The sequence below is a fragment of the Chitinophaga sp. genome (assembly GCF_017745275.1).
Taxonomy (GTDB): Bacteria; Bacteroidota; Bacteroidia; order Chitinophagales; family Chitinophagaceae; genus Chitinophaga.
The window spans coordinates 681,590-708,580 of sequence record NZ_JAGHZS010000001.1 but is presented as its reverse complement, the minus strand read 5'-3'; the positions used below and the strand labels follow the sequence as shown (position 1 = coordinate 708,580).

20 protein-coding genes and 4 tRNA genes are annotated in these 26,991 nt (G+C 46.4%); 19 read left to right on the top strand and 5 right to left on the bottom strand.

Annotated features, from left to right (window positions below):
• Positions 1 to 19: 19 nt before the first annotated feature.
• From J7623_RS02700 to J7623_RS02680, 5 genes are read left to right on the top strand one after another with little or no spacing between them, the layout of a single operon-like run.
• Complete coding sequence (locus J7623_RS02700; RefSeq protein WP_291916895.1) at positions 20 to 1,627, top strand: SusD/RagB family nutrient-binding outer membrane lipoprotein; 1,608 nt, start codon at positions 20 to 22, stop codon at positions 1,625 to 1,627.
• Positions 1,628 to 1,659: 32 nt separating this feature from the next.
• Entirely contained in the window at positions 1,660 to 2,280 is a 621-nt protein-coding gene (locus J7623_RS02695; protein ID WP_291916893.1) for a hypothetical protein, read from the top strand.
• Between the two features lie 35 nt (positions 2,281 to 2,315).
• Positions 2,316 to 5,069, top strand: coding sequence for a M14 metallopeptidase family protein (locus J7623_RS02690; RefSeq protein WP_291916891.1), 2,754 nt, complete (start codon positions 2,316 to 2,318; stop codon positions 5,067 to 5,069).
• 42 nt (positions 5,070 to 5,111) lie between these two features.
• Positions 5,112 to 6,521 (top strand): amidohydrolase, encoded by a 1,410-nt coding sequence (locus J7623_RS02685; protein ID WP_291916889.1) that lies wholly within the window; start codon positions 5,112 to 5,114, stop codon positions 6,519 to 6,521.
• A gap of 7 nt (positions 6,522 to 6,528) precedes the next feature.
• Complete coding sequence (locus tag J7623_RS02680; protein ID WP_291916887.1) at positions 6,529 to 9,342, top strand: M14 metallopeptidase family protein; 2,814 nt, start codon at positions 6,529 to 6,531, stop codon at positions 9,340 to 9,342.
• 234 nt (positions 9,343 to 9,576) lie between these two features.
• On the opposite strand, the gene J7623_RS02675 is transcribed toward J7623_RS02680, so the two are convergent.
• Together J7623_RS02675 and J7623_RS02670 are read right to left on the bottom strand one after the other, a co-directional pair.
• Positions 9,577 to 9,663, bottom strand: a tRNA-Leu gene (locus J7623_RS02675).
• Positions 9,664 to 9,744: 81 nt separating this feature from the next.
• A complete protein-coding gene (locus J7623_RS02670; protein WP_291916884.1) occupies positions 9,745 to 10,893 on the bottom strand; it encodes a HAMP domain-containing sensor histidine kinase in 1,149 nt (382 codons plus the stop codon).
• A gap of 118 nt (positions 10,894 to 11,011) precedes the next feature.
• Here J7623_RS02670 and J7623_RS02665 point away from each other — a divergent pair, with 118 nt between their 5' ends.
• The 6 genes from J7623_RS02665 (at position 11,012) to J7623_RS02640 (ending at position 14,292) form a co-directional block, all read left to right on the top strand.
• Positions 11,012 to 12,031, top strand: a complete 1,020-nt coding sequence (locus tag J7623_RS02665) for a glycosyltransferase family 2 protein (RefSeq protein WP_291916882.1) — start codon at positions 11,012 to 11,014, stop codon at positions 12,029 to 12,031.
• Between the two features lie 82 nt (positions 12,032 to 12,113).
• Positions 12,114 to 12,314 (top strand): hypothetical protein, encoded by a 201-nt coding sequence (locus tag J7623_RS02660; RefSeq protein WP_291916880.1) that lies wholly within the window; start codon positions 12,114 to 12,116, stop codon positions 12,312 to 12,314.
• A 167-nt stretch (positions 12,315 to 12,481) separates the two neighbouring features.
• Positions 12,482 to 13,708, top strand: a complete 1,227-nt coding sequence (locus J7623_RS02655; protein WP_291916878.1) for a PepSY-associated TM helix domain-containing protein — start codon at positions 12,482 to 12,484, stop codon at positions 13,706 to 13,708.
• A gap of 229 nt (positions 13,709 to 13,937) precedes the next feature.
• Positions 13,938 to 14,013 (top strand) — tRNA-Gly (locus J7623_RS02650).
• 65 nt (positions 14,014 to 14,078) lie between these two features.
• Positions 14,079 to 14,154, top strand: a tRNA-Gly gene (locus tag J7623_RS02645).
• Between the two features lie 65 nt (positions 14,155 to 14,219).
• Positions 14,220 to 14,292 (top strand) — tRNA-Gly (locus J7623_RS02640).
• A 145-nt stretch (positions 14,293 to 14,437) separates the two neighbouring features.
• Here J7623_RS02640 and J7623_RS02635 read toward each other — a convergent pair.
• Together J7623_RS02635 and J7623_RS02630 are read right to left on the bottom strand one after the other, a co-directional pair.
• A complete protein-coding gene (locus J7623_RS02635) occupies positions 14,438 to 15,601 on the bottom strand; it encodes a hypothetical protein (protein WP_291916876.1) in 1,164 nt (387 codons plus the stop codon).
• Complete coding sequence (locus tag J7623_RS02630) at positions 15,588 to 16,568, bottom strand: DUF2157 domain-containing protein (protein ID WP_291916874.1); 981 nt, start codon at positions 16,566 to 16,568, stop codon at positions 15,588 to 15,590. The genes J7623_RS02635 and J7623_RS02630 overlap by 14 nt, the downstream gene beginning before the upstream one ends.
• A 116-nt stretch (positions 16,569 to 16,684) precedes the next feature.
• On the opposite strand from J7623_RS02630, the gene J7623_RS02625 reads away from it, so the two are divergent.
• The gene (locus tag J7623_RS02625) at positions 16,685 to 17,557 is read left to right on the top strand and encodes an SMP-30/gluconolactonase/LRE family protein (RefSeq protein ID WP_291916872.1); all 873 of its coding nucleotides are present in this window, start codon (positions 16,685 to 16,687) and stop codon (positions 17,555 to 17,557) included.
• Positions 17,558 to 17,733: 176 nt separating this feature from the next.
• Positions 17,734 to 18,027 carry an N-acetyltransferase gene (locus J7623_RS02620; RefSeq protein ID WP_291916871.1) on the top strand — a complete coding sequence of 98 codons (294 nt, stop codon included), beginning with the start codon at positions 17,734 to 17,736 and terminating at the stop codon, positions 18,025 to 18,027.
• A gap of 138 nt (positions 18,028 to 18,165) precedes the next feature.
• Here the strand turns inward: J7623_RS02620 and J7623_RS02615 are convergent, their stop codons facing one another.
• Positions 18,166 to 18,663, bottom strand: a complete 498-nt coding sequence (locus J7623_RS02615; RefSeq protein ID WP_291916846.1) for an OmpH family outer membrane protein — start codon at positions 18,661 to 18,663, stop codon at positions 18,166 to 18,168.
• A gap of 288 nt (positions 18,664 to 18,951) precedes the next feature.
• Between J7623_RS02615 and J7623_RS02610 the strand changes: the two genes are divergently transcribed.
• The 6 genes from J7623_RS02610 to J7623_RS02585 all read left to right on the top strand — a co-directional run bounded on the left by J7623_RS02610 (position 18,952) and on the right by J7623_RS02585 (position 26,781).
• The gene (locus J7623_RS02610) at positions 18,952 to 19,524 is read left to right on the top strand and encodes an RNA polymerase sigma-70 factor (protein WP_291916844.1); all 573 of its coding nucleotides are present in this window, start codon (positions 18,952 to 18,954) and stop codon (positions 19,522 to 19,524) included.
• A 10-nt stretch (positions 19,525 to 19,534) separates the two neighbouring features.
• Positions 19,535 to 20,515 (top strand): FecR domain-containing protein, encoded by a 981-nt coding sequence (locus tag J7623_RS02605; RefSeq protein ID WP_291916842.1) that lies wholly within the window; start codon positions 19,535 to 19,537, stop codon positions 20,513 to 20,515.
• 13 nt (positions 20,516 to 20,528) lie between these two features.
• Positions 20,529 to 22,337 (top strand): STN and carboxypeptidase regulatory-like domain-containing protein, encoded by a 1,809-nt coding sequence (locus tag J7623_RS02600; RefSeq protein ID WP_291916840.1) that lies wholly within the window; start codon positions 20,529 to 20,531, stop codon positions 22,335 to 22,337.
• 69 nt (positions 22,338 to 22,406) lie between these two features.
• Positions 22,407 to 23,537 carry a hypothetical protein gene (locus tag J7623_RS02595; RefSeq protein ID WP_291916838.1) on the top strand — a complete coding sequence of 377 codons (1,131 nt, stop codon included), beginning with the start codon at positions 22,407 to 22,409 and terminating at the stop codon, positions 23,535 to 23,537.
• Positions 23,538 to 23,625: 88 nt separating this feature from the next.
• Positions 23,626 to 24,048 (top strand): hypothetical protein, encoded by a 423-nt coding sequence (locus tag J7623_RS02590; RefSeq protein ID WP_291916835.1) that lies wholly within the window; start codon positions 23,626 to 23,628, stop codon positions 24,046 to 24,048.
• A 195-nt stretch (positions 24,049 to 24,243) separates the two neighbouring features.
• A complete protein-coding gene (locus J7623_RS02585; RefSeq protein ID WP_291916833.1) occupies positions 24,244 to 26,781 on the top strand; it encodes a phosphocholine-specific phospholipase C in 2,538 nt (845 codons plus the stop codon).
• Positions 26,782 to 26,991: the final 210 nt, after the last annotated feature.

Sequence of the window (26,991 nt, the reverse complement as noted above, 5' to 3'; positions counted from 1 at the left end):
CATTAAACCTGATATGATAATGGCACTTAAATATATCGCGTACACAATAGGACTGGCAGGTGTGTTAACCGTTTCCGGTTGCAAAAAATTTGTAGACATCAATACAGACCCGAATAATCCTACCACTGCCCAGTTGTCGTTATTACTGCCTTCTACGGAGGTATCTATGGCGGCGAATATGTACCAGCTGAATAGCGGTACCGCCACCTTTATGCAATACACGGTGTTCTCTTCCGGTTTGAGCCGGTTACAGCAACAAGGTACCAGTTTCAATGATTCCTGGGATGGCTTTTACACACAAACACTAAATGATCTTGCCGCTATTATAAAAGCCGGTGCCGCCCAGGAGCAATGGGGGTATGTGGCCGTTGCTAAACTCGAGAAGGCTTACCTGGCAAGCATGATGGTAGATATGTGGGGCGATATTCCTTACTCACAGTCGCAACAGGGCCAGGCCAACGTGAGCCCTGCATTTGAGAAAGGAACGGAGATTTATGAAGACGTACTGAAGATGGTAGACGAAGCGATAGCCGATGCTGCTAAAGTCACTGGGACCACGCTTGTCCCTGCCACCTCCGATCTCTTATACAGTGGTGTAAAAAGCTCCTGGCTGATGATGGCCAACTCGTTAAAGCTGAAACTATACAACCAGATCCGCCTGGTGAATCCGGCACGTTCTGCCACTGCCATCAAAGCACTGATAGCTGATCCGGCCACGCTGATAGGGGGGACCACCAATTCCAACGCAGGTGATTTTACTTTCCGTTTCGGCTCAGGGCAAAACCCCAACAACCGGCATCCCTGGCACCGCGTGGAGTACCAGGGCAGTAAAACATTTTACATGAGCCAGTCGTTGATCGACCTGTTGTTTAACAACGATGATCCCCGGTTGCGGTATTATATCTTCCGGCAGAATGCTACAGCAGGACTGAATAATTCCGCCAACAGCAATGGTTACTACGGCCGTAATCCCGGCGATGGTACGGCTGCACCGGCTGATCTGAACAGGCGTTCCACCTTTGGTATTTATCCTGCCGGTGGTTTGTACGACAATGCACCTGTGAATAATATCCCGGTCACCAACCGTTTCCTCACCAATAACGGCGCCACCGGTACACTGAAAGTAGTAGGTCCTACAGACGGCACCGGCGCCGGGATCATGCCGATGATCACCAATGCGATGGTGAAGTTTATCCGGGCAGAAGCGGCGCTCACGCTGAATACCGGCGATGATGCGCGGCAGGCTTTTAAAGACGGGATTACAGCGCATCTTAACAGTGTGAGCACCTTTGCTGCCGCCAACGGCGGCGCTGCTTTGCCGGCTGCTACGATCAATGATTTTGCAGCAGACCAATTGTTGAAATACGATGCCGCCACAGACGCCGGTAAGCTGGTACTGGTGATGACGCAGAAATACATTGCGCAATATGGTAACGGTATGGAAGCCTACAGCGATTACCGGAGAACCGGTTTGCCCTTGCTGCGCACACCACTGTCGCCGCTCAACACCTTCCCGCTGCGGCTCTATTATTCTGAAACAGAACTGACAGCCAATACCAGCCTGGGAGAAAATGCAGGTGCATTGCAGGTAGCACAACAAACAACACCGGTATTCTGGGATAAATAAGCTAACATATTTACGGGACTAAAATTATAATTATGAAGCATTTTATAGTGGCCATACTGGTTATTTCTTCGGTGGCGTTTTCCTGTAAAAAGGTAACCTACGAATGGCAGGATTATAACTATAGCGCTGTGCCAATAGTGACGATAGATACCACCAAAACAGCCCTGCCTACGCGGCAGGCGGGTAAGGTAGCTTTCTTTAACCTCACCGATCCCAACCTGGCGGCACAGGAGTTTGCGTTTACACTAACCTGGGAAGGTTTTGGCAAAGAAACGGTAACATCCATAGAAGTATACAACAGTTACAATAAAGCTGAAACAAGCGTACCTGCGTACCCGTTAGTGATATCGTCTCCCGGTAATCAATATACGAATATTGCCCAGTTTCCATTGCCCAGTATTGTAGGCACCAATGATCACCTGTTGGAAACCGTAACGGCCTTTCCCAAAACGTATTCCTTTACTGCGGCGCAATTGGCAGCGATGAATAATGTAAGCCTGGAAAATGTGAAAGTGAATGATTATTTTCTGTTTAAGTTTATATTAAACCTGGCTGATGGAAGACGCATTGTTACCTTCTTCAATAATATCTGTGATGAAGCCCGCGGAGAACCTGGTGATTGCCGTGTAGGCGTTAGGTTTAAAAAGCAATAGTCCGTCATTTGTTTATCTGAAATTCTTATGCGCTTATGAATAGCAAGTTTTACCGTTTGCTGATCCTGCTGCTGGCGACCGTCGCCATTGCATGGGCGCAGCAGATACCATCTCCCAAGGAACATTTTGGTTTTAATATAGGAGATGATTATAAGCTGGCCAACTATACACAAACAGAAGCCTATTTTAAAAAACTCGCTGCATCTCCCCGTACCAAACTGGTGGATATCGGTTTGACCGAAGAAGGCAGACATCAGTATATGCTGATTGTTTCTTCACCGGTCAATATACAGCGACTGGAACGATACAAGACTATCTCTCAACAACTGGCCCGCGCGGAAGGGCTCACGGCGCCACAAGCCCGTGAGCTGGCTGCGGAGGGCAAAGCCGTGATCTGGATAGATGGCGGACTACATGCCACGGAGGTAGTAGGCGCACATCAGCTGATAGAAACCATGTATCAGCTGGTTACCCGCACCGATCCGGAAACCATGTCTATACTGGATAATGATATCATCCTGCTCACACATGCCAATCCCGACGGACAGGAACTGGTGTCCGACTGGTACATGCGGACAGGCGATACCAGTAAAAGAGCCATGAATATACCACGGCTATACGAAAAATATGTGGGACATGATAATAACCGCGACTTCTACATGATGAACATGAAAGAGAGTCAGAATATCAGCCGGCAGCTGTTCGTAGAATGGATCCCGCAGATCATGTATAACCACCACCAGCGTGGCCCCGCTGGTTCTGTATTGGCAGGTCCGCCTTACCGTGATCCTTTTAACCATGTATATGATCCACTGATTGTAACCAGCATCGATGCGGTGGGCGCGGCCATGAACAACCGCCTGAATGCAGAAGGTAAACCGGGATACACCCAACGTGCCGGTTCACAATTCTCCACCTGGTGGAATGGTGGATTACGTACCACACCGTATTTTCATAATATGGTGGGTATCCTTACGGAAATCATCGGTAATCCTACGCCGGAGAATGTGCCACTGGTGCCCGACAGACTGGTACCTAACGGTGCCACTCCCAATCCTGTAACGCCGCAACGCTGGCATTTCCGGCAGTCGATAGATTATTCGGTATCGCTCAACTATGCCATCCTCGACTACGCCGCCCGCTACCGGAACGAACTGCTGTACAATATTTACCGCATGGGCAGCAACGCTATTGAAAGAGGCAACCGCGATAACTGGACATTTTATCCCAGCTATATCGATAGCATCAAAGTAGCCAATAAAAATAGTCGCCCGCAGGAAGCCGTTGCTGGTGGCGAAGGAGAAGGTGGGGGCGAATTTTCCTTTGGCCGGGAAGATACCATTGCCGTGAAGTTTTATGATGCCGTATTAAAAGATCCGGCGAGAAGAGATGCCCGGGGATATATTTTGCCTGCAGATCAGGCCGACTTTCCCACTGCTGTAAAATTTATCAATGCGCTGATACAATCCGGTATCGCTGTAGAAAAGGCGACTGCTACCTTTACTGTTGCAGGAAAAACTTATCCGGCGGGTTCCTATATAGTCAAAACCAGCCAGGCTTTCCGACCGCATGTAATAGATATGTTTGAACCACAGGATCACCCGAATGATTTCCAGTATGAAGGCGGTCCGCCGATCCGTCCCTACGATGCCGCCGGGTGGACGCTCGCTTTCCAGATGGGCATCACATTCGACCGGGTACTGGAAGCATTTGACGGACCCTTTGAAAGGCTACCCTATGGCCAGTTACAGTCGCCCCCAAAACAAGTGGTGGCCGCTGCGGCCAAAGGCTACCTGATCGATGCACGGGTGAACAATGCTTTCATCGCGGTGAATGATCTGCTGAAAGCGGGTGTAAAAGTATTTCGTTTACCCCCAGGCGTTAGCAATGCGGGTGCTTTCTATATTCCTTTTTCCGCAAAGGCGCAGACCATCCTTGTGAAAGATGCGGCTGAATTTGGTATACCCGTTGCCGTTAGTGAGCGGCGCCCCTCCGGTATGAAAGCCCTGGCGCCCATGCGGGTGGCACTCTGGAATAACTATGGAGGATCTATTCCGGCCGGTTGGCTCAGCTGGCTGATGGAGCAATATCATTTTCCGTATGAATTCGTATATACTTCCGCGATAGATAGTGGAAAATTGCGTAGTAAATACGACCTGATTATTTTTGCCACCGGCGCTATTCCTGATACCGGTAAACCAAAGAAGCCGCGTAACAATTTTGAGAGCAAACCACCCAGGCCGGAAGAGCTGCCGGCACAGTATCGTAGCTGGTTGGGTAAGATCACCGCCGATACGTCTGTTCCGCAGTTGAAGCAATTCCTCGAAGAAGGTGGACAGATTGTAACCATCGGCAGCAGCACTAACCTGGCTTATCACCTTCAGTTACCCGTTGTAAATGCACTGATGGAGAAGAATGCGAAAGGAGAGATGAAACCACTCAGCGGTACAAAGTATTATATTCCCGGTAGCCTGCTGCTGGCAGACATTGACACCTCGGTAGCGGAAACCTTTGGCATGCGGGCAAAAAATGATGTATACTTTGAAAGAAGCCCTGTTTTCAAATTGAGCGGAGCAGATACCTCCCGGATAAGAAAGCTGATATGGTTTTCTGATGCGGCACCGCTGCATAGTGGCTGGGCCTGGGGACAGCAATACCTGAAAGGTGGCATTGCTGCCTTTACAGCGCCGGTAGGCAAAGGAAAATTATATGCCTTCGGGCCGGAGATCACCTTCCGGGGGCAATCTCACAGCACCTTTAAATTACTGTTTAACCAACTGTATAAATAGCCCATGAAACCATTTATCATTTCCTGCGCGTTTTTTTGTTGCATGACAACAACTTTGCCGGCACAACAAAACAAGGAGAAAACCGCGATGATCAGTTACCTCGATCAACATACCGCTGCCTACGATACCATTGCCAAAAAGATCTGGAGCTATGCAGAACCCGGTTACCTGGAAGAAAAAAGTTCGGCGCTGTTACAATCCACCCTGCAGCAACAAGGGTTCCAGGTGAAGGCCGGTATTGCCGGTATTCCCACTGCCTTTGTAGCCAGCTATGGGAGCGGTGAGCCAGTGATAGCCATCCTTGCGGAATACGATGCGTTGCCGGGCTTGTCGCAGGAAGCCGTGCCGGAAAAACAACCCGTGAAGGAAGGCGGACCAGGACATGGTTGCGGGCATAACCTGTTTGGGACCGCCTCTGTTGCAGCAGCGATCAGCGTGAAGAACTGGCTACAAAGCAGTGGGGTGAAAGGCACGATCCGTTTGTATGGTTGTCCTGCGGAAGAAGGCGGTTCCGGCAAAGTATTTATGGTAAGGGAAGGATTATTTAAAGATGTGAATGCCGTATTACACTGGCATCCCGGCAATCTGAATTCAGCGGCTATTTCTCCCTGGCTGGCGAATAAGAACGCCAAATTCAGGTTCTATGGTACTGCAGCTCATGCCGCCGCATCGCCCGAAAAAGGCCGCTCTGCGCTCGATGGTGTCGAAGCAATGGACTATATGGTGAACATGATGCGGGAGCATGTGCCTTCCTCTACCCGCATCCACTACGTGATCACCAAGGGTGGCGATGCACCGAATGTAGTACCGGCATTTGCAGAAGTATATTATTATGTACGGCATCCGGACATGAAAGTAGTAAAAAGTGTATGGGAGCGACTGGTAAAGGCTGCTGAAGGCGCTGCTATGGGAACCGGTACCCGCATGGATTACGAAGTGATAGGTGGTGTTTATAACATGCTGCCCAACGTAACCTTATCGCAATTGATGGATAAGAACCTGCAACAGGTTGGTGGCTTCAGCTATACCCCCGCTGAAAAGGAATTTGCGAAAAAGATACAGGCCACTTTTGTGGAGAAGGATAACACGCCTGATCCGGATACGGTGACTTCCCGGGTAAGTCCTTTTACTATGATCAAAGACGGCGGCAGCGCCTCTTCCGATGTAGCTGATGTGAGCTGGGTAGCGCCTACAGCAGGTATTGTAACCGCTACCTTTGTACCGGGATCTTCCGGCCACAGCTGGCAGAACGTAGCCGCCGCAGGTAGCAGCATCGGCGTAAAAGGTATGATGGTGGCTGCCAAAACCATTGCACTCACCGCGTATGACCTGTTTAAAAGCCCGGAAAGCCTGAAGGCCGCCAAAGCAGAGTTAAACAAACGACAAGGCGCCGGATTCCAGTATGAAGCCATGCTGGGCGACCGCAAACCTGCATTAGATTACCGCAAATAACAACGCCATGAAAAATAAAATACTCGTTGCCATCACAGTTGCCGGATGGTTATATAGTCATTCCGTAGTGGCGCAAACCATCCCTTCACCGAAAGAACATTTCGGATTTAATATCGGGGATGATTATCAGCTGGCCAACTACACACAAACGGCAGCGTATTTTAAAAAGCTCGCGGCATCCGACCGGGTGAAGCTGGTAGACATCGGCAAAACAGAAGAAGGAAGGGACCAGTATATGCTGGTGATCTCTTCTCCAGCCAATCTGCAGCAGTTGGAAAAGTATAAAAAGATTTCACAGCAACTGGCCCGCGCGGAAGACCTTACCACCGGACAGGCGAAAGCGCTGGCCGCCGAAGGAAAGGCTGTGGTGTGGATCGATGGTGGATTACATGCTACAGAAGTAGTAGGTACGCACCAGCTCATAGAAACCGCGTGGCAGCTGGCAAGCCGCAAAGATCCGGAAACCATGCGCATCCTGGATAATGTGATCATCCTGATGACGCACGCCAACCCCGACGGACAGGAACTGGTGTCCAACTGGTATATGCGGAATGCGGATCCGTTGAAAAGATCGGTAGACCAGTTGCCGGTATTGTATCAGAAATATATCGGTCATGATAATAACCGCGATTTCTACATCATGAACATGAAAGAAAGCGTGAACATGGGAAAACAATTGTTTCTTGAATGGATGCCGCAGATCATGTACAATCACCACCAACGCGGTCCCGAAGGTTCTGTACTCGCAGGACCTCCCTACCGCGATCCGTTCAATTATTTCTTTGATCCGCTGATGATCACCGGTATCGATGCACTCGGGGCCGCTATGTACAACCGGTTGAACGCAGAAGATAAACCAGGTTATACCCGTTTGAACGGCTCCAGTTTCTCTACCTGGTATAACGGCGGATTGCGTACCACCACGCAGTATCATAATATGATTGGGTTGCTTACGGAAATTATTGGAAATCCCACACCAGAGAAAATCCCTGTGGTACCACAACGGTTAATTCCCAACGGCGCTACACCAAATCCCGTAAAGCCGCAGGACGACTGGCGTTTCAGACGCTCTATCGATTATTCTGTATCGCTGAACTACGCGGTATTGGATTACGCTGCCCGTCAGCGTGATGAAGTGCTCTACAATATTTACAAAATGGGTAAAAACGCGATCGACCGTGGCAACCAGGACTCCTGGACATTATCGCCGAAACGTTCCGAGGCCGTTACCGCCGCCTTTAAGAAAGACCATCCGGATTCCACCGATAAAAACGATGGGAGTGATCCTTATGGTTGGATGCGTCGGGGTAACAATATTCCCATGAAATATTACGACGCGGTATTCAAAGATCCTGCGGGAAGAGATCCACGGGGATATATCCTGCCGGCAGATCAGGCCGATTTTCCTACTGCGGTGAAATTTATCAATGCGCTGATCAAGGCGGGTATCCAGGTACAGAAAGCAGATGCCGCGTTTACGGTAAGCGGCAAATCCTATCCTGCCGGATCTTATATCGTAAAAACGAACCAGTCATTCCGGCCGCATGTGCTGGATATGTTTGAACCACAGGATCACCCCAACGATTTTCAATACCCGGGTGGGCCTCCTATCCGGCCATATGATGCAGCAGGCTGGACACTGGCTTTCCAGATGGGGGTTCAGTTTGACCGGGTGCTCGACGCATTCGACGGACCCTTTACGCGGCTGCCCTACGGTGAATTGCAGTCGCCTCCCAAAAACACGCTGGCAGGTGCCGGCGCGGGTTACCTGCTGAGTGCCCGCGAGAACAATGCTTTTATTGCGGTCAACGATCTCCTGAAAGCCGGTGTAAAAGTATACCGTCTCACCAAAGGAGTAGCGGGTAATAATAAAGCCGTAGCGGGCGCCTTCTTTGTACCTGCCAATGGCAAAGCAAAGGAGATCCTGCAACAATCGGCTACCACCCTGGGATTGAAAACTACGGGCATCAATAAGCGACCTGCGGGTACCGTAGCCCTGCGCCCGATGCGTATTGCGCTATGGGATACCTATGGCGGCTCTATGCCTTCCGGCTGGATGCGGTGGATCATGGAGCAATACCATTTTCCATTTGAAGTGATTTATCCGCAGGACATTGATACCGGAAACCTGCATAGCAGGTATGATGCGATCATCTTCGCTACCCGCGCCATTCCACCGGTGGGAGGTGCAGAGCCTAACAGGTACGGATACACGCAAAAAGATCCGGCTCCTGCGGAAATTCCGGAAAACTACCGGCATATGTTAGGTAAGATCTCTAAAGAAAAATCTATACCGGCATTAAAGCAATTCATGGAAGAAGGCGGTACGGTTATTACTATTGGCAGCAGTACCAATCTCGCTTACCATCTGGGATTGCCGGTACATAATGCTTTGGTGGAAACGGACAAAGCCGGGCAGGAAAAACCATTGCCCGGTACCAAATATTTTGTACCTGGCAGTATTCTCCAGGTATCGTTTGATAGTACACATCCGGCCGCATGGGGGCTGCCTTCTGTCGGCGATGTGAACTTTGACAACAGCCCGGTATTCCGCCTGGATGCCAACGCGGCGCAGGAAGGGATCAAACCGATTGCCTGGTTCGCTACCGCACAACCTTTACACAGCGGTTGGGCCTGGGGACAATCATACCTAAAAGACGGGGTAGCGGCTTTTTCAGCACCGGTAGGTGCTGGTATGCTCTATGCGTTCGGACCAGAAATTACTTTCCGCGGGCAGTCATTAGGTACGTTTAAACTGTTGTTTAACGACCTGTATGGTATGGAAGATAAAGAAGCCAAACTTATCAGAAAAAAAGAATAGGCCTGTGAATGGAAGTGGTATAACGGTCGGACTGTTTATTTACAGTCCGACCGTTTATGATTAATTACGGTAACGCATGTACGTTACGAACAATGATGTTAACAACAGCACGATATTCAGTGGCATCGATTTATATTCACCGCGGGTTGGCAACACCTGTTTTGATACTCACGCTGGACGTGGCTTTTGCCAAAAAAAACGAGACAAGCGAGGATTATCCTCATTTGTCTCGTTTGGTGCGAAGGAGGAGATTCGAACTCCCAAGCCCTTTCAGGCACTACCACCTCAAAGTAGCGCGTCTACCAATTTCGCCACCTTCGCATCTGGTAGAATGGGGTGCAAAAATAACGGCTTTTTTAAAATAAGCAAATTTATTTATTCATATTTTCTCAAAAAGGTCAATTATTTTCTCAACAGGATCCTGAAAGTGGTGCCTTTATTGATTTCAGACGACCTTACATACAGGCGTCCCCGGTGATATTCTTCTATGATCCGTTTGGCGAGTGAAAGGCCGAGGCCCCATCCGCGCTTCTTGGTGCTGAATCCGGGTTTGAACACTTTTTCGAAGCTCATTTTGGGAATCCCTTTCCCGGTATCTGCAACGTCTACTGTGATATAAGTAGAGTGATTTTCAATGGTGATATCGATCTTCCCTTTGCCTTCCATGGCGTCCAGCGCATTTTTTAATAAATTTTCCACTACCCAGTCGAAAAGTGGGGGAGATATCATCGCAGGCAGTTCTTCGTCGGCGCTATGAACGGTTAGTTGTACCTTCTGTGGCGCTCTTTTCCGGATATAGTTGGTCATGTTTTCTATCTGGGCCACGATGTTGGTTTCCTCCAGTTTGGGGATGCTACCTATTTTGGAGAAGCGATCCGTAATGAGTTTGAGGCGGTCTACGTCTTTCGATAGTTCTGCCACGATGGTGGTATTGGCTTCGTTTTCCCGTAGGATTTCAAGCCAGGCTTCCATGGATGAGAGAGGTGTTCCCAATTGGTGGGCAGTTTCTTTGGCCAGTCCTACCCATACCTGGTTTTGGGTGGCCCGGTTGGTGCTGGAAAGGGCAAAGAGTACGATGGCGATAAAGAGGGTGACTACAAACAGCTGAATGTAAGGATAGTATCGTACCTGCCGGAGAATGAGGGAGTCGCCGTAATAGATGAAATTATACATCTTTTGTTTGGCATCTACCTCCATGATAAAGGGAGGATGTTGTTTTTTGAAAGCCCGCAGTTGTTCGGAGAGGTACTTTGGATCCTTTGCGATGCGGAGGGAGTCGAGGTTGCGGCTGTCGAGTATATGGCCTTCCTCATCGGTGAGGATCAGGGGAATGGTGGTGTTGTTGGTCACAATACCGATGGCCAGGTTGAGATTGGCGTCGGCATCTGTACGCAGCAGCTCCCGGTTGGCTTCCACCCAGGTGGCTACTTTTTTTCGTTCTTCTTCCTGGATATTCTTCGATAAATTACTTACAAACCATATAGTGGTTCCAATAATGAGCACTGCTATGGAGGCCAGTACAAACTTCCATCCGATATACTGTTTAAACATACTTCTAATTTAAGCCATATTTGGCTTCCCTGATTCTGTAATGATTGGCAAATATTAGCATCGTTTGTTGCATATTTGCATCTCAAAAATAATTGTTCACGCATAAACGTAAGATCCATTGTCCGTATTGCCATCAGTAGCAGTTGTTATTTTAAATTGGAATGGGAAGTCTTTTCTGGAGAAGTTCCTGCCGTCTGTTTGCCGTTCTACTTACGGCAACCTGCAGCTGGTGCTGGCAGACAATGCCTCTACAGATGACAGCGTGGATTTTGTGGCGAAGCATTACCCGCAGATCCGGATTGTCCGGAATGCCCGCAACGACGGCTTCGCCGGTGGGTATAATGACGCTTTAGGGGAAGTGCAGGCCGATATTTACGTATTGCTGAACCAGGATGTGGAAGTAGAGGCCGGATGGATTGAGCCGGTAGTGGCCCTGATGCAGCAGGATACGCGTATTGCAGCCTGTCAGCCTAAATTGCGGGCTTATAACCAGCCAGATGAGTTTGAGTATGCCGGTGCCGCAGGTGGCTGGATGGATATCCTGGGTTATACTTTCTGCCGGGGACGTGTATTGTATACCGTAGAGAAAGACCAGGGGCAGTACGATGATGTACAGGACGTTTTTTGGGCAACCGGGGCCGCATTGTTTATCCGCTCGTCCTGTTTTCATGAGGTAGGTGGTTTTGACCACGATTTCTTTGCACATATGGAAGAAGTAGACCTTTGCTGGCGTTTACAGCGCGCAGGATACCGGATTTGTTATTGTCCGGCCTCCGTGGTGTTTCATGTGGGCGGAGGTAGTTTACCACAGGGAAATCCCCGTAAGTTATACCTGAACTTCCGGAACAACCTGATGATGTTGTGGAAAAACCTGCATAATGAAGACCGCTGGATTGTACTGGTACAGCGTTTCTTCCTGGATATCCTGGCTGGGGTTAAGAGCCTGGTGGCAGGTAAACCGAAGGATATGGCAGCGATTTACAGGGCTTATAAAGATTATTATCGCTGGCGCCGTAAATATACAGGGACTGATCATTTACCGAAAATAAAGCTGATGAAAATGACAGGCGTATTTCACGGGATCATGATCTGGCGGTATTATTTTTTAAAACATAAGAAATTCTCTGAGCTTATTTAATCGGTGAAAGTTTTCTTTCTCTCTCAAATAACTTCGAAAATTTCAAAATATTATGTAGGTTTGCAGCGGAAATAAACTGATTATGGAACAGAATACAGTAGAAAATAAATACGATATTACCTTAGATAAGGTTTCCCGCTCCCGCTGGTTATTTTACGTGCAGTTATTTTGCCTGGTAGCTTTCATCCTGGGACTCAGCTACGGCCTTTATACACATAAATATGCAGGTAAGCCAGATGTAAAAGTGCAGGGAAGCTCGCTGTACAATCCAAAATATAAGTAAGCAACTGCTTTCACATAATTATCCAGGCCTCCTCCGGTTTTTCCGGAGGAGGTTTTTTTGTGCCCCAACTTTCCCTTTTGCGTAAATGAAATTCCGGATACGATTAAACATCCTCGCGTTTTACGGACAACTTTGTATGATGGAGATTTATTCTCCAATGATACAATATGTTTAAGCGAACGGATAAATTAAAAAAGAAACAGCATAAATCGCTGTTCAGGATCATCGTAGAAAAGTTACACCTCTGGCTGGGCCTGGGGTCAGGCATTATTGTGCTGATAGTGAGTATCACCGGGTGTTTGTTTGTTTTTCAACAGGAGATCAATAATTACTACTACCGTAAACAACTATTTGTAACGCCGGAAAACCGGGCGTTGCTGCCTGTCAGCGAGCTGAAAAAGAAGGCGGAGGCGGTGCTTGGACCCGGAAAGCCTTTACTGAACATTACAACGTATCCTGCGCCGGACCGGGCCTGGGAGTTTATGACTTACAAAGGTAATGATACAGCGTTGACCTATTTTGGAGGGGTGGAGTACTACGAGTCTGTAATGATTAATCCTTATAGTGGAGCCGTAACCGGTATCATCGACTATAAACATAATTTCTTCTCTGTTATCAAATCCATTCACTGGAGTTTATTGCTGAATACGCCTTATGGGCAGCCGATTGTAGGTTGGAGTGTTTTCATTTTTGTGATACTGCTGATCACGGGATTGATTATGTGGTGGCCTAAGAAATGGAATAAGGGAAACCGGGACAAGAGCTTTAAAATTAAGTGGAAAGCAGGCTTTAAAAGGGTGAATTATGACCTGCATAATGTACTGGGTTTTTATGCCCTTACCTTGGCATTAGTGTTGGCGTTAACCGGCATGGTGTGGGCGTTTACGTGGTTTCAGGCAACAGTGTATGTGGTAGCTGCCGGTAGTACTACGCCGCCGGACAGATCACTGCATGAGTCAGTGAAAGGTACCGCTACCATCACCGGTAACCCGCTGGATAAGGCTTTTGCGCAAGCATTGCCGGTGCTGAAAGGATCGCGCCGCATCTACATTTATCCGGCCCGTGGGGAAAAGGGCGTGCATGTAATTGGTGGCTATAAGGGTAAGGAAACTTATTTTGGCGCAGATGAATTACAGTTTGACCAATACACTGCCCAACAATTAGGCAGGCGCAATGATAGCCATAAAAACCGGGGCGAGCGATTAATAGAAATGAACTACGATATTCATGTGGGAGCTATTGGCGGCATTGCAGGAAAAATAATTGCTTTCATCATCAGTTTTATTTGTGCTTCCTTGCCGGTAACGGGTTTTTATGTGTGGTGGGGTAAGCGGAAAAAGTCGAAAAAGAAGCCTTTGGTGGTTCGTACTGTTGCAGTTACAGATACGTTGTAAATAAAAAGTATTACTATTTTTATTGGTGAAAAGCTTTGCCCTTCTGTGTTTCAATGAGTTGTTGCATATATTCGTGCAAAATTTTTTTAGAAAAGTTTGAAAAAAAATTTTGTGTTTTCAGTCCGTTTCCTATCTTTGCAATCCCAACGAAAACGCCACGGGGCAAAGCAAACGAAAGAATGCACATCGAAGGGAAGAGTTCTTTAAACTAACAAAGTTTTTAATACCTGCGGAAGTAGCTCATTTGGTAGAGCACGACCTTGCCAAGGTCGGGGTGGCCGGTTCGAGCCCGGTCTTCCGCTCCAGTAAGGGATACAAAACGCATGCGTCACATGCGGAGTAATATCCTCCCAAAGTTCTTAATACCTCTGCGAAAGTAGCTCATTTGGTAGAGCACGACCTTGCCAAGGTCGGGGTGGCCGGTTCGAGCCCGGTCTTCCGCTCCAGTAAGGGATACAAAACGCATGCGTCACATGCGGAGTAATATCCTCCCAAAGTTCTTAATACCTCTGCGAAAGTAGCTCATTTGGTAGAGCACGACCTTGCCAAGGTCGGGGTGGCCGGTTCGAGCCCGGTCTTTCGCTCTTTAAGCCTGACTGATCATTCAGTCAGGCTTTTTTTATGCCCATTAGTTCCTGTTGATATTTTGATATAGGAAGATGTAAAAAACTACGGGGAGATGGTAACAGCAGCAGCTATTACCATCTCCCCGTAATTTTTTTATTACTATTAATAATTACCGCTGGCCCCGCCGCCGCCGCCACTGCCTCCACCGAAATCCATATCGGGTTTAGGCGCGCCCGGAACGTAGGTTTGCGCAATGATCAATGACTCCAGTTTTAATTTATCTGCCAGCGAAGGTTCGTCTGCTTCCATATAAGTGAAGCCATGACGGGGTGTTTGCAGGTAGCGGATCAATGCCCATGCACCTACGGTGAGTATCAGCCCGCCTGCTACCATGGCTGCTTCCAGCGGCATTACATGATGATAGTACCGTACCGTGAATACAATAGCCGCCAGCAGCACCAAACCTGTACGTAACAGGATAGCGTCCTTTTTACGAATGCCCAGGTAGCCGTAAGCAATCGGAATGATGATGGTACAAATCCAGAAGAATGCGGCACCCGGGATGGATTGTCCCTCTTGTAGCTGCAAGTCAAACATGGTATTACTTACTTCCCTTACCACAAAGTAATTGCCGGCCAGGTAGAAAGTGAGCAAAGCGAGTACCGCTGCCACCGTCAGACAACGATTGTAGTGACGGAGTAAGTGCTGCCGCATACCTCTTCTTACCATAAAATAAACCACCAATGAAAGCGCCATGATAACAAAAGGGACAATGGTTTTAGCCACGGGCCCCATTTCAACCAGCAGGCTGAAAGCAAGGCCCACAAAGGCGAGAAATGCAAAGCCTGCCATCACCATATCAGCAAAACGTAAGGTAGCCAGGAGGGTAGTTACTAAGGTAATTGCACACCAGGTGGTAGTACTGGTATCTTCATAAGTTGCCAGGCTGCAAATCAACAAGCCGGTAGCGCACCATAGCAGACCATCATCCAGCCCGGCGCGGAATAATTTTTTGCTCGCAATAAATAATTCCAGGACTGCATAACAGCCCAGTCCAACAAAAATGCAGAGACCTCTGATTACCCTTTCAGGATGATGGATATCCAGCGTCATTAAGGAGAACAGTCCCAGTGAGAAAGATACAATCACCACGGTGAGGATAAACAACCCGATTTTTATAACCGGGTTAGGCGTATAGAAGTTTACCGGGTGTGCCGCTTCAATAGCCCTGTAGGTGGTTACGTCGATACAGTCTTTCCGCAATGCTTTCGCTGCTTCTTCCTGTATATGAAGATTGTCGAGAGTTTGAGATTTATACGCCAGCATTTTTAATTCTTTTGTTGAGGTTAATCAATAGTAAAATTACGCCGATAGCAGAGCCAATCACGTAGAAGAAGCCGGTATACAGCTGCTCAATATTTGTAGCTTTGAATAATATGCGGAAAAATACAATGCTAAAGGCCAGGTAGATATACAGTACCGTGATGAGCACAAAATAAAAGGAGCGTTCGCGGAATGCCTGCCAGTAGATATAAGCAGCAATCACACACATAAAGAGGAACCACCACACATGGGCATCGTCAAATATGCAGATACCTGCAATGCAGGCGATGTAAAAGATATGCGCACCAAAGTTCTGGTAAGTAAAGGCAAAGTGTTTTTTCAGATTTTTTTGGGAAGATATCAGTGCAAATGCCAACAGGATTATACCCAGTATAACGCCCGTGTACACAATACGCGCATTGCCAAAGTCGTTGGCAGTCAGTATTTGAGCGGGTGTGAGGGCAATGCCCATCCAGGCGGCGAGGTTAGTAATGGCCATCGATAATACGCCGAGATGATCAAAGTAGTAAGCGCTGACAGAGAGTACAGCCAGCGGGATAAACGTAGCCAGGCCATAGGCGGTGCCGAAGGCCGTATACTGGAATTGCAGATAACCAATAAAGGTCACAAATGTGAGACAACCTAACAGTAACGCATAATCGAAAAATGCGTTGGGCGAGGGAACCTGTTGCCATGAAAAAGGTTTTTTTTGGCGGATGCAATAACTGAAACAACCCGCACAAATGACACCGATGATCAGCAGGATGACCTGGTGTCCAATGGTATCAATGTTTTTGTAAATCAGGATACCGAGGCCGCCGCTGAGTAGCAATACGCCCAGGTATAACAGCGTTTTGATTTCCCAGTGCAGAGAGAACAGTCGTTGTTGTTCAGAGGTTTTTACAGTGGTAAGGGAGCGCTCATCTATCAGGCCTTCCTGGTGAAGTTGCTCAAAAACTTTTATATCCATAGCAGGAGTTAAAGAACTGGAAATTAACAGTGATTAAGGCTGCAATATACAATATCAGTGCACAAAAGTATATATTGGGTGTTGGTAGTGAAGCCTCAACTATTAAAACATGTATTATGGAGATATATGAAGCAGTGTTATTATCGCCTTTAGCCAGTGAGTTAGGGGAGGGAGCCTGTTGGTGGCCGGAAAGAAATTGCTGGTGCTGGGTAGATATCATAGGACACACTATTTATATGAGAGATATAAATGGCCGGCAGCAGGCGTTTGAGGTGGGCACTTATGTATCTACGCTTGTACCTGTAGCAGGTCGCAATGAGTTGTTGGCAGGGCTGCAACATGGTGTAGCTTTCTTTTCCCCGGAGAAAGGTATAGGGCCATTACTGAGTGTACTGGATCAACGGGAGAATATAAGATGTAACGATGGTAAATGTGATCCGGCAGGGCGCTTATGGATAGGTACTATGCAGATGCCTGCCGATGAAGGTACCGGGACGTTGTATTGTATTACCGGGCAGGAAGCGCCGGTAGTGAAGCTGACCGGGGTCACTATTTCCAATGGATTGGTATGGAAGGGGAATAAGATGTATTACAACGACACCCACACCGGAACCGTGCAGGAGTTCAGTTACGATGCTGCCACCGGAAATATTGCCTTTACGCGCATCGCTATTCATATTCCGGCTGCCTTAGGTTGTCCGGATGGCATGGCGATGGATAGTCGAGGGATGTTGTGGATTGCGCAATGGGGTGGTGCAGGCGTATATTGTTGGGATCCCGAAACAGGGGAACTATTGGGGAAAGTATCGGTACCGGTACCGCATGTATCTTCCTGTGCTTTTGGGGGCGCCGGGATGGATGAGTTATTGATTACTACCGCGCGGGAGCATATGAGTGCGGAGCAAATAGGTGAATTTCCATTGAGTGGCAGTGTGTTTCACGTTAAGCTACCCTTTAAAGGCTTACCAGCCAATTACTTTAAGTATTAGTTATTTCTACATATTGATGTTTCACGATTTTCTGCTAAAATATTAGTATATTTGCAGGCGGAATGAACTTTTTTAGGGTATTTTAATACCATGCTATCTATCAACTTCCCCTTTTGCTTAAGATACTTTCCTTAGTATACCACTACTAGAAACATCGTGTAAAAATAATTATGATCATGAAGGATTTTAAAATTATTGACAACAAGGAAGCCAGACAGTTTGAGGCGCATATTGCCGGACAAATGGCGAAAGTGATTTATGAGAAAAATGGTAGCCGTATTTTCCTGACGGGTGCAGAAGTACCACCTGTGTTGGAAAAGCAGGGGGTATTACCAATGATGTTAGGAAAAGTAATGGAGGAAATTTCTGCACAGAATATTCGCATGGTTCCTTCCAGCAAAAAAGTTGCAGAATTTGTACGGAGCAACCCGCAGTGGAAAACATTGCTGGCGCACGGTTTACACATATAGTTCTTTACAACCACATTTGACATTTAGTTATTTAATTATTTGCCGGCCATAAATACTGCTATCAATTAGAATGGCGGAAGTGACATCAAATATTTATACCGGTCAAATAACTAAATAACTAAATAGCCAAATGCCTGTTTATTTGATGCCCATCTTCACTTTCACTGCCGGCATCAGATCATCGGATTCTGCGGATACTAACACCGCGTCTCTGGAGTTATCAATCACCAGCGTATAGCCTTTTTCGTTAGCTACCGCCTTTAATATCTTTTTAGCTTTATCTAATATCGGAGTTAATAATTCCTGTTCTCTGGCGGACATGGTTTGCTCAGACATTTGTCTGTACCGCTGTATGCTCGCTTGTGCAGCTTTAAGTTCTGCACTTTTTACTTCCACCATAGCCGGACTCATATTACCTACGCTGTCCAGCTCCTTTACTTTTTTAGTGTATTCATCCAGCAGTTGCTGGCCTTCACTGTTTAATTTTTCCTGAAGTACATTCAGGGTATCATTGGCCAGTTTACTTTCCGGCATCATACCAATCATTTGTTGAAAATTAATGTAGCCCGTTTTGGATTGGGCGAAAAGGACAGTGCTTCCAAACAGCAGCAGGCAAAGTGTACAGATAAATTTCATCGGGATAATTTTTACAATATTAATCGTCCAGTTGTGAAATATTCTTTAAAACGAATATAATATAATGTTAAAGTAACTAGGAAAGTTTAGAGATAAGTCAAACGATTGATAACCAGTTAAATCAGGGCGCTCCGGGCGTCTGGAAACCAGCATCCTCCCTTCTTTTTCAACAAATTCCCAAAAAAATGTCCTTTCTCGTAGGGGTATACCTTTCTCATGGTGTCGTATAATAAATCAGTTCAATTGGCAGAAGGAATTATATTTGACGTTAGATATCAAACCCTACGCATGGAATTTACAAGTCCGGGTACTGCAGTACCGGAAATCGAAAACTCATTAACTTTTGAACAGGTTTTTAAAACACATTTTAAAGGCTTGCATTCCTATGCCTGCACTTTATTAAAAGATGAAGTAATGGCGGAGGAAATGGTGCAGAACGTCTTTTGCAAATTATGGGAGAAATCAGGCGATATCAAAATAAAGCAATCTGTTTCAGGATACCTTTACAGGGCCGTATACCATGAATGCATTAATTATCTGCGACATCAGAAAGTGAAAGCTACACACCAGGCACATACCAAATACCAGATGAGCAATGATCAAAGTACCGGCAATGCATCCGGCAAAGTAATGTTACGTGAACTGGAAGAGAAGCTGGAAGCGGCATTGATGGCATTACCAGAAAAATGTCGCACCGTTTTTCAACTGAGCCGCTTCGAGGAATTGAAGTACCAGGAAATAGCGGATCGACTGGATATCTCTATAAAAACTGTGGAAAATCAGATGGGCAAAGCTTTGCGCTTGTTACGACTCAACCTGGTAGATTTTCTGCCCTTGTTATTAATTTTGCTCCACCTGTAAAAGTGCATAAGTGAAAAAACAATCTGAGCATATAAACGATGACCTCCTGGTAAAATACCTGCTGGATATTACCACTCCCGCTGAGAAGGCAGCTGTAGCTGCATGGCTCACAGAGAAAGAAGACCACCAGCGCTATTTTGAACATTTCCGCCTTATCTGGACGGAAAGTAAGAAACTGGCTGCCGTTAGCACTGTGAATGAAAATGAGGCCTGGACCCGATTTCAACAACGGGTAGGCAGCAACGAAACTACTGCCCGCATTGTACACCTGGATACCGGTGTTAACTGGAAACCTATTTTACGTATAGCCGCTGTATTTATTGTTTTGCTCGGCGCTGCGGGCTTCTGGTACCTGTCGAACCAGAGTACAACCCCCATGATCGTTAGCTCCGGTCAGCAAATAAAAGAGGAGGTATTACCTGATGGATCACAGGTAACACTGAATAAACAATCTACTATTGAATATGCTGCTATTTTCAGGAAAGAACGGCAGGTGAAACTGGAAGGGGAGGCATTTTTTAATGTAGCACAGGATCCGGGAAAACCTTTTGTACTCAAGGTAAATGATGTAACGGTGAAAGTGTTGGGCACTTCTTTCAATGTAAAAAGTGTGAATGGTAAAACCGAAGTAATTGTAGAAAGTGGTGCAGTGGAAGTGACTAAAAACAACAATAGTGTTCAGCTCCGGCAGCATGAGAAAGCGGTGATCACGGCAGATCAGACTGCTCCCAGCAAGCAAAATAATACCGATGAGTTGTATAGCTATTACCGCACAAAAACTTTTGTATGTAATAACACACCACTCTGGAAACTGGTGGAAATATTAAATGAAGCATACGGTGTGAACATCGTGATTGCCGATAATAAGAAACGGGATTTACAGATTAATTCTACCTTTACAAACAGTTCGCTGGATAGTACTTTACAGGTAATCGGGCTTACTTATGAGATCAATGTGGAGAAAAGTGGATCACAAATAATATTGAAATAAGCCTTCGTTCCGTATGTTACTATCTAAGCATTTGTTAGCTTTATTTTTAGGATGTATTTTTTCGCTGTCAGTAGCTGCACAAAACCTGTTGAATAAAACGGTGAGCATAGAAGTAAACCAGCAGCCACTTTCCACCGTACTTACATCGATCAGCAAACAAGGAGGTTTTTATTTCTCATATTTAACAACGATTCTTCCGCAAGACAGTTTAGTCACCATCTCCGCTAAACGAAAGACAGTCCGACAGGTATTGGATATGTTGTTCTCCGGAGATTATCAATATAAAGAATCTGGCAACTATATTATCCTGCTAAAGAAAAACTCCACACAATCGTATTACATGATTACGGGGTTTGTCACGGATGGGAAAACGGGACAACGGCTACCCAACGCCAGCGTCTATGAACGACAGCAACTCATTTCTACACTCACTAATAACGATGGTTATTTCAGGCTGCGGTTAAAGGATAGATATCCTACCGCAGCCATCAGCGTTAGTAAGGACCTGTATGCCGATACATCCCTGCTATTATTTACGGGCCAGGACCAGGAAATATCTGTCAGTATTTCCCCTACTACTTACCAGCTCAAGACTGTAGATATAACCGGGCATGCACAGGTAGAGAAAACCTGGTTTGCAAAAGTATTTTTATCCTCGCGGCAGAAATTAACCAGTTTGAATATCGGTTCTTTCTTTGCTGATAAGCCTTACCAGGTATCGCTGGCACCGGGTTTAGGTACTCACGGCCGTATGAGCGGGCAGGTAGTCAATAAATTTTCTGTCAACGTGGTAGGTGGTTATGCCGCCGGTGTAGATGGATTTGAAATGGGAACGGTTTTCAACATCGTGAAAAATGATATGCAGAGTTGCCAGATTGCCGGTGTAGTAAATATAGTGGGCGGAAAAACACGCGGGGCGCAGATTGCGGGGATACACAATAATGTGCTGGATTCCATGATAGGTTTGCAGGCAGCGGGTGTAAGCAATGTCACCGAAGGTAGTTTGAGAGGAATGCAGGTAAGTGGTGTTGTGGGCCAGGTATATGGTAATACAAACGGCGCACAGTTGACAGGAGTAGTATCTTCTATCCGTGGAGATATGGGAGGAGTGCAGGTAAGCGGTGTAGTGAATTATGCGGGAGGGAATATGGAAGGCTTGCAGGCAAGTGGTATCCTTAATTATACCAAAAAAGATGTGTCTGGTGCACAGATTTCCGATATAGGAAATATCAGTCATGGTACAATGAAGGGACTGCAGTTATCCTCGATTTTTAACTATGCGAAACGAATGGATGGTGTACAGATAGGGCTGGTGAATATTGCAGATACCTCCACAGGATATAGCATTGGTCTGTTCAACTTTGTACGTAAAGGATACAAGAAAATAACGTTGTACAGCACAGATGTACTGCCTTACAATATCGCCTGGAAGGCTGGCCGTACAGAATTATACAGCATTTTGCTGGGAGGATTTGGTACGGGAGAAAATAACAGTGCATGGTCTATTGGATACGGTATTGGAAAGATCATTCCGTTTAATAAAGTATGGTCAGTAATGGTAGAAGCTACCGGGCAAAATACGTTTGAAGGCACCTGGGATCACAATATGAAGATATTCCGGTTGCAGCCATCACTCAATGTAACATTGAATAAACACATTACCATATTTGCAGGTCCTGCATTATCTATAGGGATAGCTGATCCTGAAAATAAGATAACAGAGGGGCGTCGCTATATTGACTATGGTGCGCATTATCCTTCGTTCAATATGGGCGATGCCAGGGGCTGGCTGGGCTGGCAGGCAGGCATCAGTATTTTTTAATTTTCATTTTTTGCGTAGGGGTAGATGTTTCTCAACGTGTCGTAATACTATACGAAATAATTACGCAACATGAGAACAAACTACATCAACTATCGGATTATTGTAATAGTGATAGCTGTTATAACCTATGCCAATACTGTGTTTTCGCAGACTGCTCCTGCACATATCGGACTTATTTACCCGTTGAGCAGTAACGGTAAGAATGCGGCCAACTACACTAATCATTTCTCTTTAAATATCATTGCTGGTGTTTCTAAGGCAGAAACAGGAGTAGCCATTGCCGGTATCTCCAATATTATTAAAGACAGTGCTACCCGCCTGCAGGTGGCAGGGTTCTCCAATCACATTGGCAGTGCAAGCCATAGCGCACAGTTTGCAGGATTTATGAACCAGGTAAAAAACAGTACCAGTGGATCGCAGATTGCAGGATTTATGAATCTCGATGGAAGTATGAAAGGCTTTCAGGCGGCGGGTTATGCGAACTTTGTGAAGGGTGATGTTGACGGTACACAGATCGCTGGTTTTATGAATACGGCGCGCAGTAATACACAGGCGCAGGTGGCTGGATTTGGCAACTTTTCCGGCAGTGCAAAGGCACAGATAGCAGGCTTTATGAATAAGGCCACAGAAGTAAATACACAGATCGGTGGATTTATCAACATCGCCAAAAAAGTAAAAGGAGTGCAGGTAGGATTTATCAACATAGCGGATAGCAGCGCATGTCCTATTGGTGTCATCAATATTGTCAAGGGCGGAGAAAAGCAGGTAAGCCTGTCTATCGATGAATCGGCTACTATGATAGCTGCTTTTAAATCAGGTGGCCGCATCCTGTATGGTATCCTGGGAGTAGGATATAACCTGAAGGATAATCCCGATCCGTTATATGCAATACAAGCAGGTATCGGAGCGCATTCACCACAGCTTTTCCCTCACTTCAGAATAAATGTAGAAGCGAAGAACACCTTCATGACAAATTTAAAGAGCAGTGCATACTACAATCGCCAGTCGTTGGGTGCCTATGCAGCTTACAGCTTTGGCCGGTTTGAAATATACGCCGGTCCTACCTTCAACTACCTGGAAACAGAAGATGGTTTGGGCCAGGACCTGGTGGGGCATTACATCTGGTCAGAACATGTACGTTACAATCGTTTCCATGCGATCTATGTGGGTGCAGCAGGTGGTGTACAGGTGAGATTGTAAAGCAGTGTGTCACGACCTCAACAGGTGAAATATCGGCTGTTTGGTATTATGGCATTGTATTTGGATAATCATCACAAAATCATCTCATATGAAAACATGGTTATACCTTCCGTTGATATTACTGGTGTTTGTTTTCACTGGTTGTACCAAAACTACAAATGAGGTTGTGATACCTAATAAAACAATCTTTGTTGGAAATATAACTCCGGATAGCTGGAAGTATGACAACAGTGATCAAACTTATAACCTGGCGATTTCAGTACCAGAGCTGAAGGGCTTTACTCAATCAGATGGCGTAATAGTATCAATGGGACGTTATGGCTCCGGAGGTTCGGCTCCGACTGAATTTGAAATGTTACCGGAAGTCTTTGCAAAGCAGTCTTATAATGTGCTGCACAATGACCAGCAAGTATTTGTGCAGATCAAGGGAATCGATGGAGCAGCTTCGGCAGCACCTACCGGTACAGTAGCCATCAAGATTGTATTGATCCCTTCTGTTGTAAACGATTAAATCAGCTTTACCATTTCTCAACATATATATACAGGGGCTCCCCGCTTTTAGCGGGGGGCCTTTTTTATTGACCCAATAACAATAATATAACTACCATTCCTCACAGTTAGTTATGACTGGCCGCAGATTTTTACTATTTTCCGCTTTCCGCGGCAATCCTGGTTGTCAGTGTACATGAAAAAAAATCAACTATTAATGGATAACAGAAGAGATTTTATTAAGAAGGCAGCCTTATTATCGGGGGCTGCCGGCGTATTCAGCGCTTTGCCAGCATCCATTCAGCGGGCAATGGCTATTGATCCCAAGCCTGGTACTACCTTCCTGGATGCAGAGCATATTGTGGTGTTGATGCAGGAAAACCGTTCGTTTGACCACTGTTATGGCTCTTTACGGGGTGTTCGTGGATACAATGATCCACGGGCCATTCAACTGCCCAATAAGAACCTGGTTTGGCTGCAAAGCAATGCTAAAGGCGAAACTTTTGCACCATTCCGCCTGAACCTGAAAGACACCAAAGCCACCTGGATGAGCAGCCTGCCGCATTCATGGGGAAACCAGGTAGAAGCCCGCAACCATGGTAAATACGATAAATGGTTGCTGGTAAAACAATCCGGTAATAAAGACTGGGCGCCAATGCCGCTGACGCTGGGCTATTACAACCGTGAGGATATTCCATTTTACTATTCACTGGCAGACGCGTTTACCGTATGTGACCAAAACTTCTGTTCATCTCTCACAGGCACCACTCCCAACCGCCTTTACTTATGGACTGGTACCCTGCGTGATGAACAAAATGCCAACTCCAAAGCCAATGTGTGGAATGAAGATGTAGACTATGGCAGAGAAGCTCATTGGACCGCGTTTCCAGAGCGTTTGGAAGATAATGGTGTTTCCTGGAAAATATACCAGAACGAAATCAGTGCAGCCGGGTTAGAAGGAGAAAAGGACGGCATGCTGGCTAACTTTACAGATAATCCCATCGAATGGTTTGCTGCTTTCAACGTACGTTTTGCAGCAGGACATATCGGGTACCTGCAAAGAAGATTAAAGGAGATGCCTGCAGAGATCACCGACCTGGAAGCAGTGCTGGCAGCTACTACTGTTGCCAGGGAGAAGGAAAAAGTGCAGAAGAAACTGGAACAACTGAAGGCGTCGCTGGAGAAAACAAAAAACGACGCTGCGCAATTTACGGCAGCTAATTTCGCGAAATTATCACAACGCGCGCAGAACCTCCACAACAAAGCATTTACAAGTAATATCGCCGATCCCAACTATCATGAACTGGAGACGCTGACTTATAAAGACGGAGACACCGAAAGGACCGTACAGGTACCAAAGGGAGATATCTTACATCAGTTCAGAGCGGATGTAAACGAAGGTAAACTGCCTACTATTTCCTGGCTGGTAGCACCCGGCGAATTCTCTGATCACCCCGGATCGCCGTGGTATGGCGCCTGGTATGTATCGGAAGTACTGGATATATTGACGAATAAAGAAGAAGTATGGAAGAAAACTATTTTCATTCTTTGCTATGATGAAAACGATGGCTATTTCGACCACGTACCTCCTTTCACAGCACCGCATAAACCTGGTACAGGAAAAGTATCCGCGGGAATTGATACCGGTATTGAATATGTTACCAAAGAGGAAGAGCAAGCCAAGAAATACCTCAATGCCGATGAAATCCATGAAAGCCCGATTGGGTTGGGCTACCGGGTGCCATTGGTGATTGCTTCCCCCTGGAGCCGCGGTGGCTATGTGAATTCACAGGTATGTGATCACACCTCTATTTTGCAGTTGATGGAGAAATTCCTGCAGCATAAAGGTAAGGCGGTTAAGGAAACGAATATTTCCGAATGGCGCCGGACTGTATGCAGTGACTTAACCTCCGTATTCAGACCATTCAACGGAGAAAAGATCACCGTGCCTTTCCCCGAAAGAAACGAGTTTATTGAAATGGTATATAACGCCAAATTCAAGAAACTGCCTGATGGCTTTAAAGCATTGACCACTGATGAAATTGCGCAGATCAATAGTGATCCTGCCGCATCCAGCTGGATGGCGCAGCAGGAAAAAGGGGTACGTGTATCTAATGCTTTACCTTATGAGTTATATGTAGGCGGTAAGCTGAGTGCAGATAGAAAATCTTTTGAAATCACCTTTGAAGCAGGCAATAAAATATTTGGACAACAGGCAGCCGGTGCTCCTTTTAACGTATATGCGCCCGGAAAGTATTTACAGGAAGAAACCCAGGTGATGGAAGCCGTAAGAACCTGGTCTTACGCTGTGAAGCCGGCGGATAAACTGAAAGATACCTGGCCACTGTCTTCCTTTGAAGATGCACACTATCACCTTCGTGCATATGGACCTAATGGCTTCTACCGGGAGTTTAAAGGCGATGCCAATGATCCGCAGGTGGAAGTGCAATGTGGTTACCAACGCAGTATAACGAACGGCAGGAAACTCACTGGCAGTGTAGAATTGAAGCTGATTAACCGCGGTAGCAAAGCTGCCAATATCAGTATTGAAGATCTGGGTTATCACAAAGGAACCCTGAAGAAAACCGTGGCACCACGTACAGAAGCTACCCTGGTGATAGACCTGGCGAAAAGCCATGGTTGGTACGACTTCTCCGTGAAGGTAGCTGGCAGTGGTTCTTTTGAACAGCGGTATGCCGGCAGGGTAGAAACAGGAAAAGAAAGTTTCAGCGACCCGGTAATGGGCAGAGTATAGCAGAGAGCAGTTAGTCATTAGCTTTTAGCTATTAGCAAAATGCAGCGGAGATCGTATCATGTGGTCTTCGCTGCATTTTGCTAATAGCTAAAAGCTAATAGCTAACTGCTGATGAATAGCCAATTGAACTAAATTATTGGATTTTTGTTATTTGTTTTTTTGTATATTGACTATCGTGTTAATTGATCCCGTTTGCCTCGATTTACCTCA

Coding starts and splice junctions, on each gene's coding strand:
- J7623_RS02700 (WP_291916895.1), top strand. CDS start 20: ATGGCACTTAAATATATCGCGTACACAATAGGACTGGCAGGTGTGTTA.
- J7623_RS02695 (WP_291916893.1), top strand. CDS start 1,660: ATGAAGCATTTTATAGTGGCCATACTGGTTATTTCTTCGGTGGCGTTT.
- J7623_RS02690 (WP_291916891.1), top strand. CDS start 2,316: ATGAATAGCAAGTTTTACCGTTTGCTGATCCTGCTGCTGGCGACCGTC.
- J7623_RS02685 (WP_291916889.1), top strand. CDS start 5,112: ATGACAACAACTTTGCCGGCACAACAAAACAAGGAGAAAACCGCGATG.
- J7623_RS02680 (WP_291916887.1), top strand. CDS start 6,529: ATGAAAAATAAAATACTCGTTGCCATCACAGTTGCCGGATGGTTATAT.
- J7623_RS02670 (WP_291916884.1), bottom strand. CDS start 10,893: ATGTTTAAACAGTATATCGGATGGAAGTTTGTACTGGCCTCCATAGCA.
- J7623_RS02660 (WP_291916880.1), top strand. CDS start 12,114: ATGGAACAGAATACAGTAGAAAATAAATACGATATTACCTTAGATAAG.
- J7623_RS02655 (WP_291916878.1), top strand. CDS start 12,482: ATGTTTAAGCGAACGGATAAATTAAAAAAGAAACAGCATAAATCGCTG.
- J7623_RS02635 (WP_291916876.1), bottom strand. CDS start 15,601: ATGCTGGCGTATAAATCTCAAACTCTCGACAATCTTCATATACAGGAA.
- J7623_RS02630 (WP_291916874.1), bottom strand. CDS start 16,568: ATGGATATAAAAGTTTTTGAGCAACTTCACCAGGAAGGCCTGATAGAT.
- J7623_RS02625 (WP_291916872.1), top strand. CDS start 16,685: ATGGAGATATATGAAGCAGTGTTATTATCGCCTTTAGCCAGTGAGTTA.
- J7623_RS02620 (WP_291916871.1), top strand. CDS start 17,734: ATGAAGGATTTTAAAATTATTGACAACAAGGAAGCCAGACAGTTTGAG.
- J7623_RS02615 (WP_291916846.1), bottom strand. CDS start 18,663: ATGAAATTTATCTGTACACTTTGCCTGCTGCTGTTTGGAAGCACTGTC.
- J7623_RS02610 (WP_291916844.1), top strand. CDS start 18,952: ATGGAATTTACAAGTCCGGGTACTGCAGTACCGGAAATCGAAAACTCA.
- J7623_RS02600 (WP_291916840.1), top strand. CDS start 20,529: ATGTTACTATCTAAGCATTTGTTAGCTTTATTTTTAGGATGTATTTTT.
- J7623_RS02595 (WP_291916838.1), top strand. CDS start 22,407: ATGAGAACAAACTACATCAACTATCGGATTATTGTAATAGTGATAGCT.
- J7623_RS02590 (WP_291916835.1), top strand. CDS start 23,626: ATGAAAACATGGTTATACCTTCCGTTGATATTACTGGTGTTTGTTTTC.
- J7623_RS02585 (WP_291916833.1), top strand. CDS start 24,244: ATGGATAACAGAAGAGATTTTATTAAGAAGGCAGCCTTATTATCGGGG.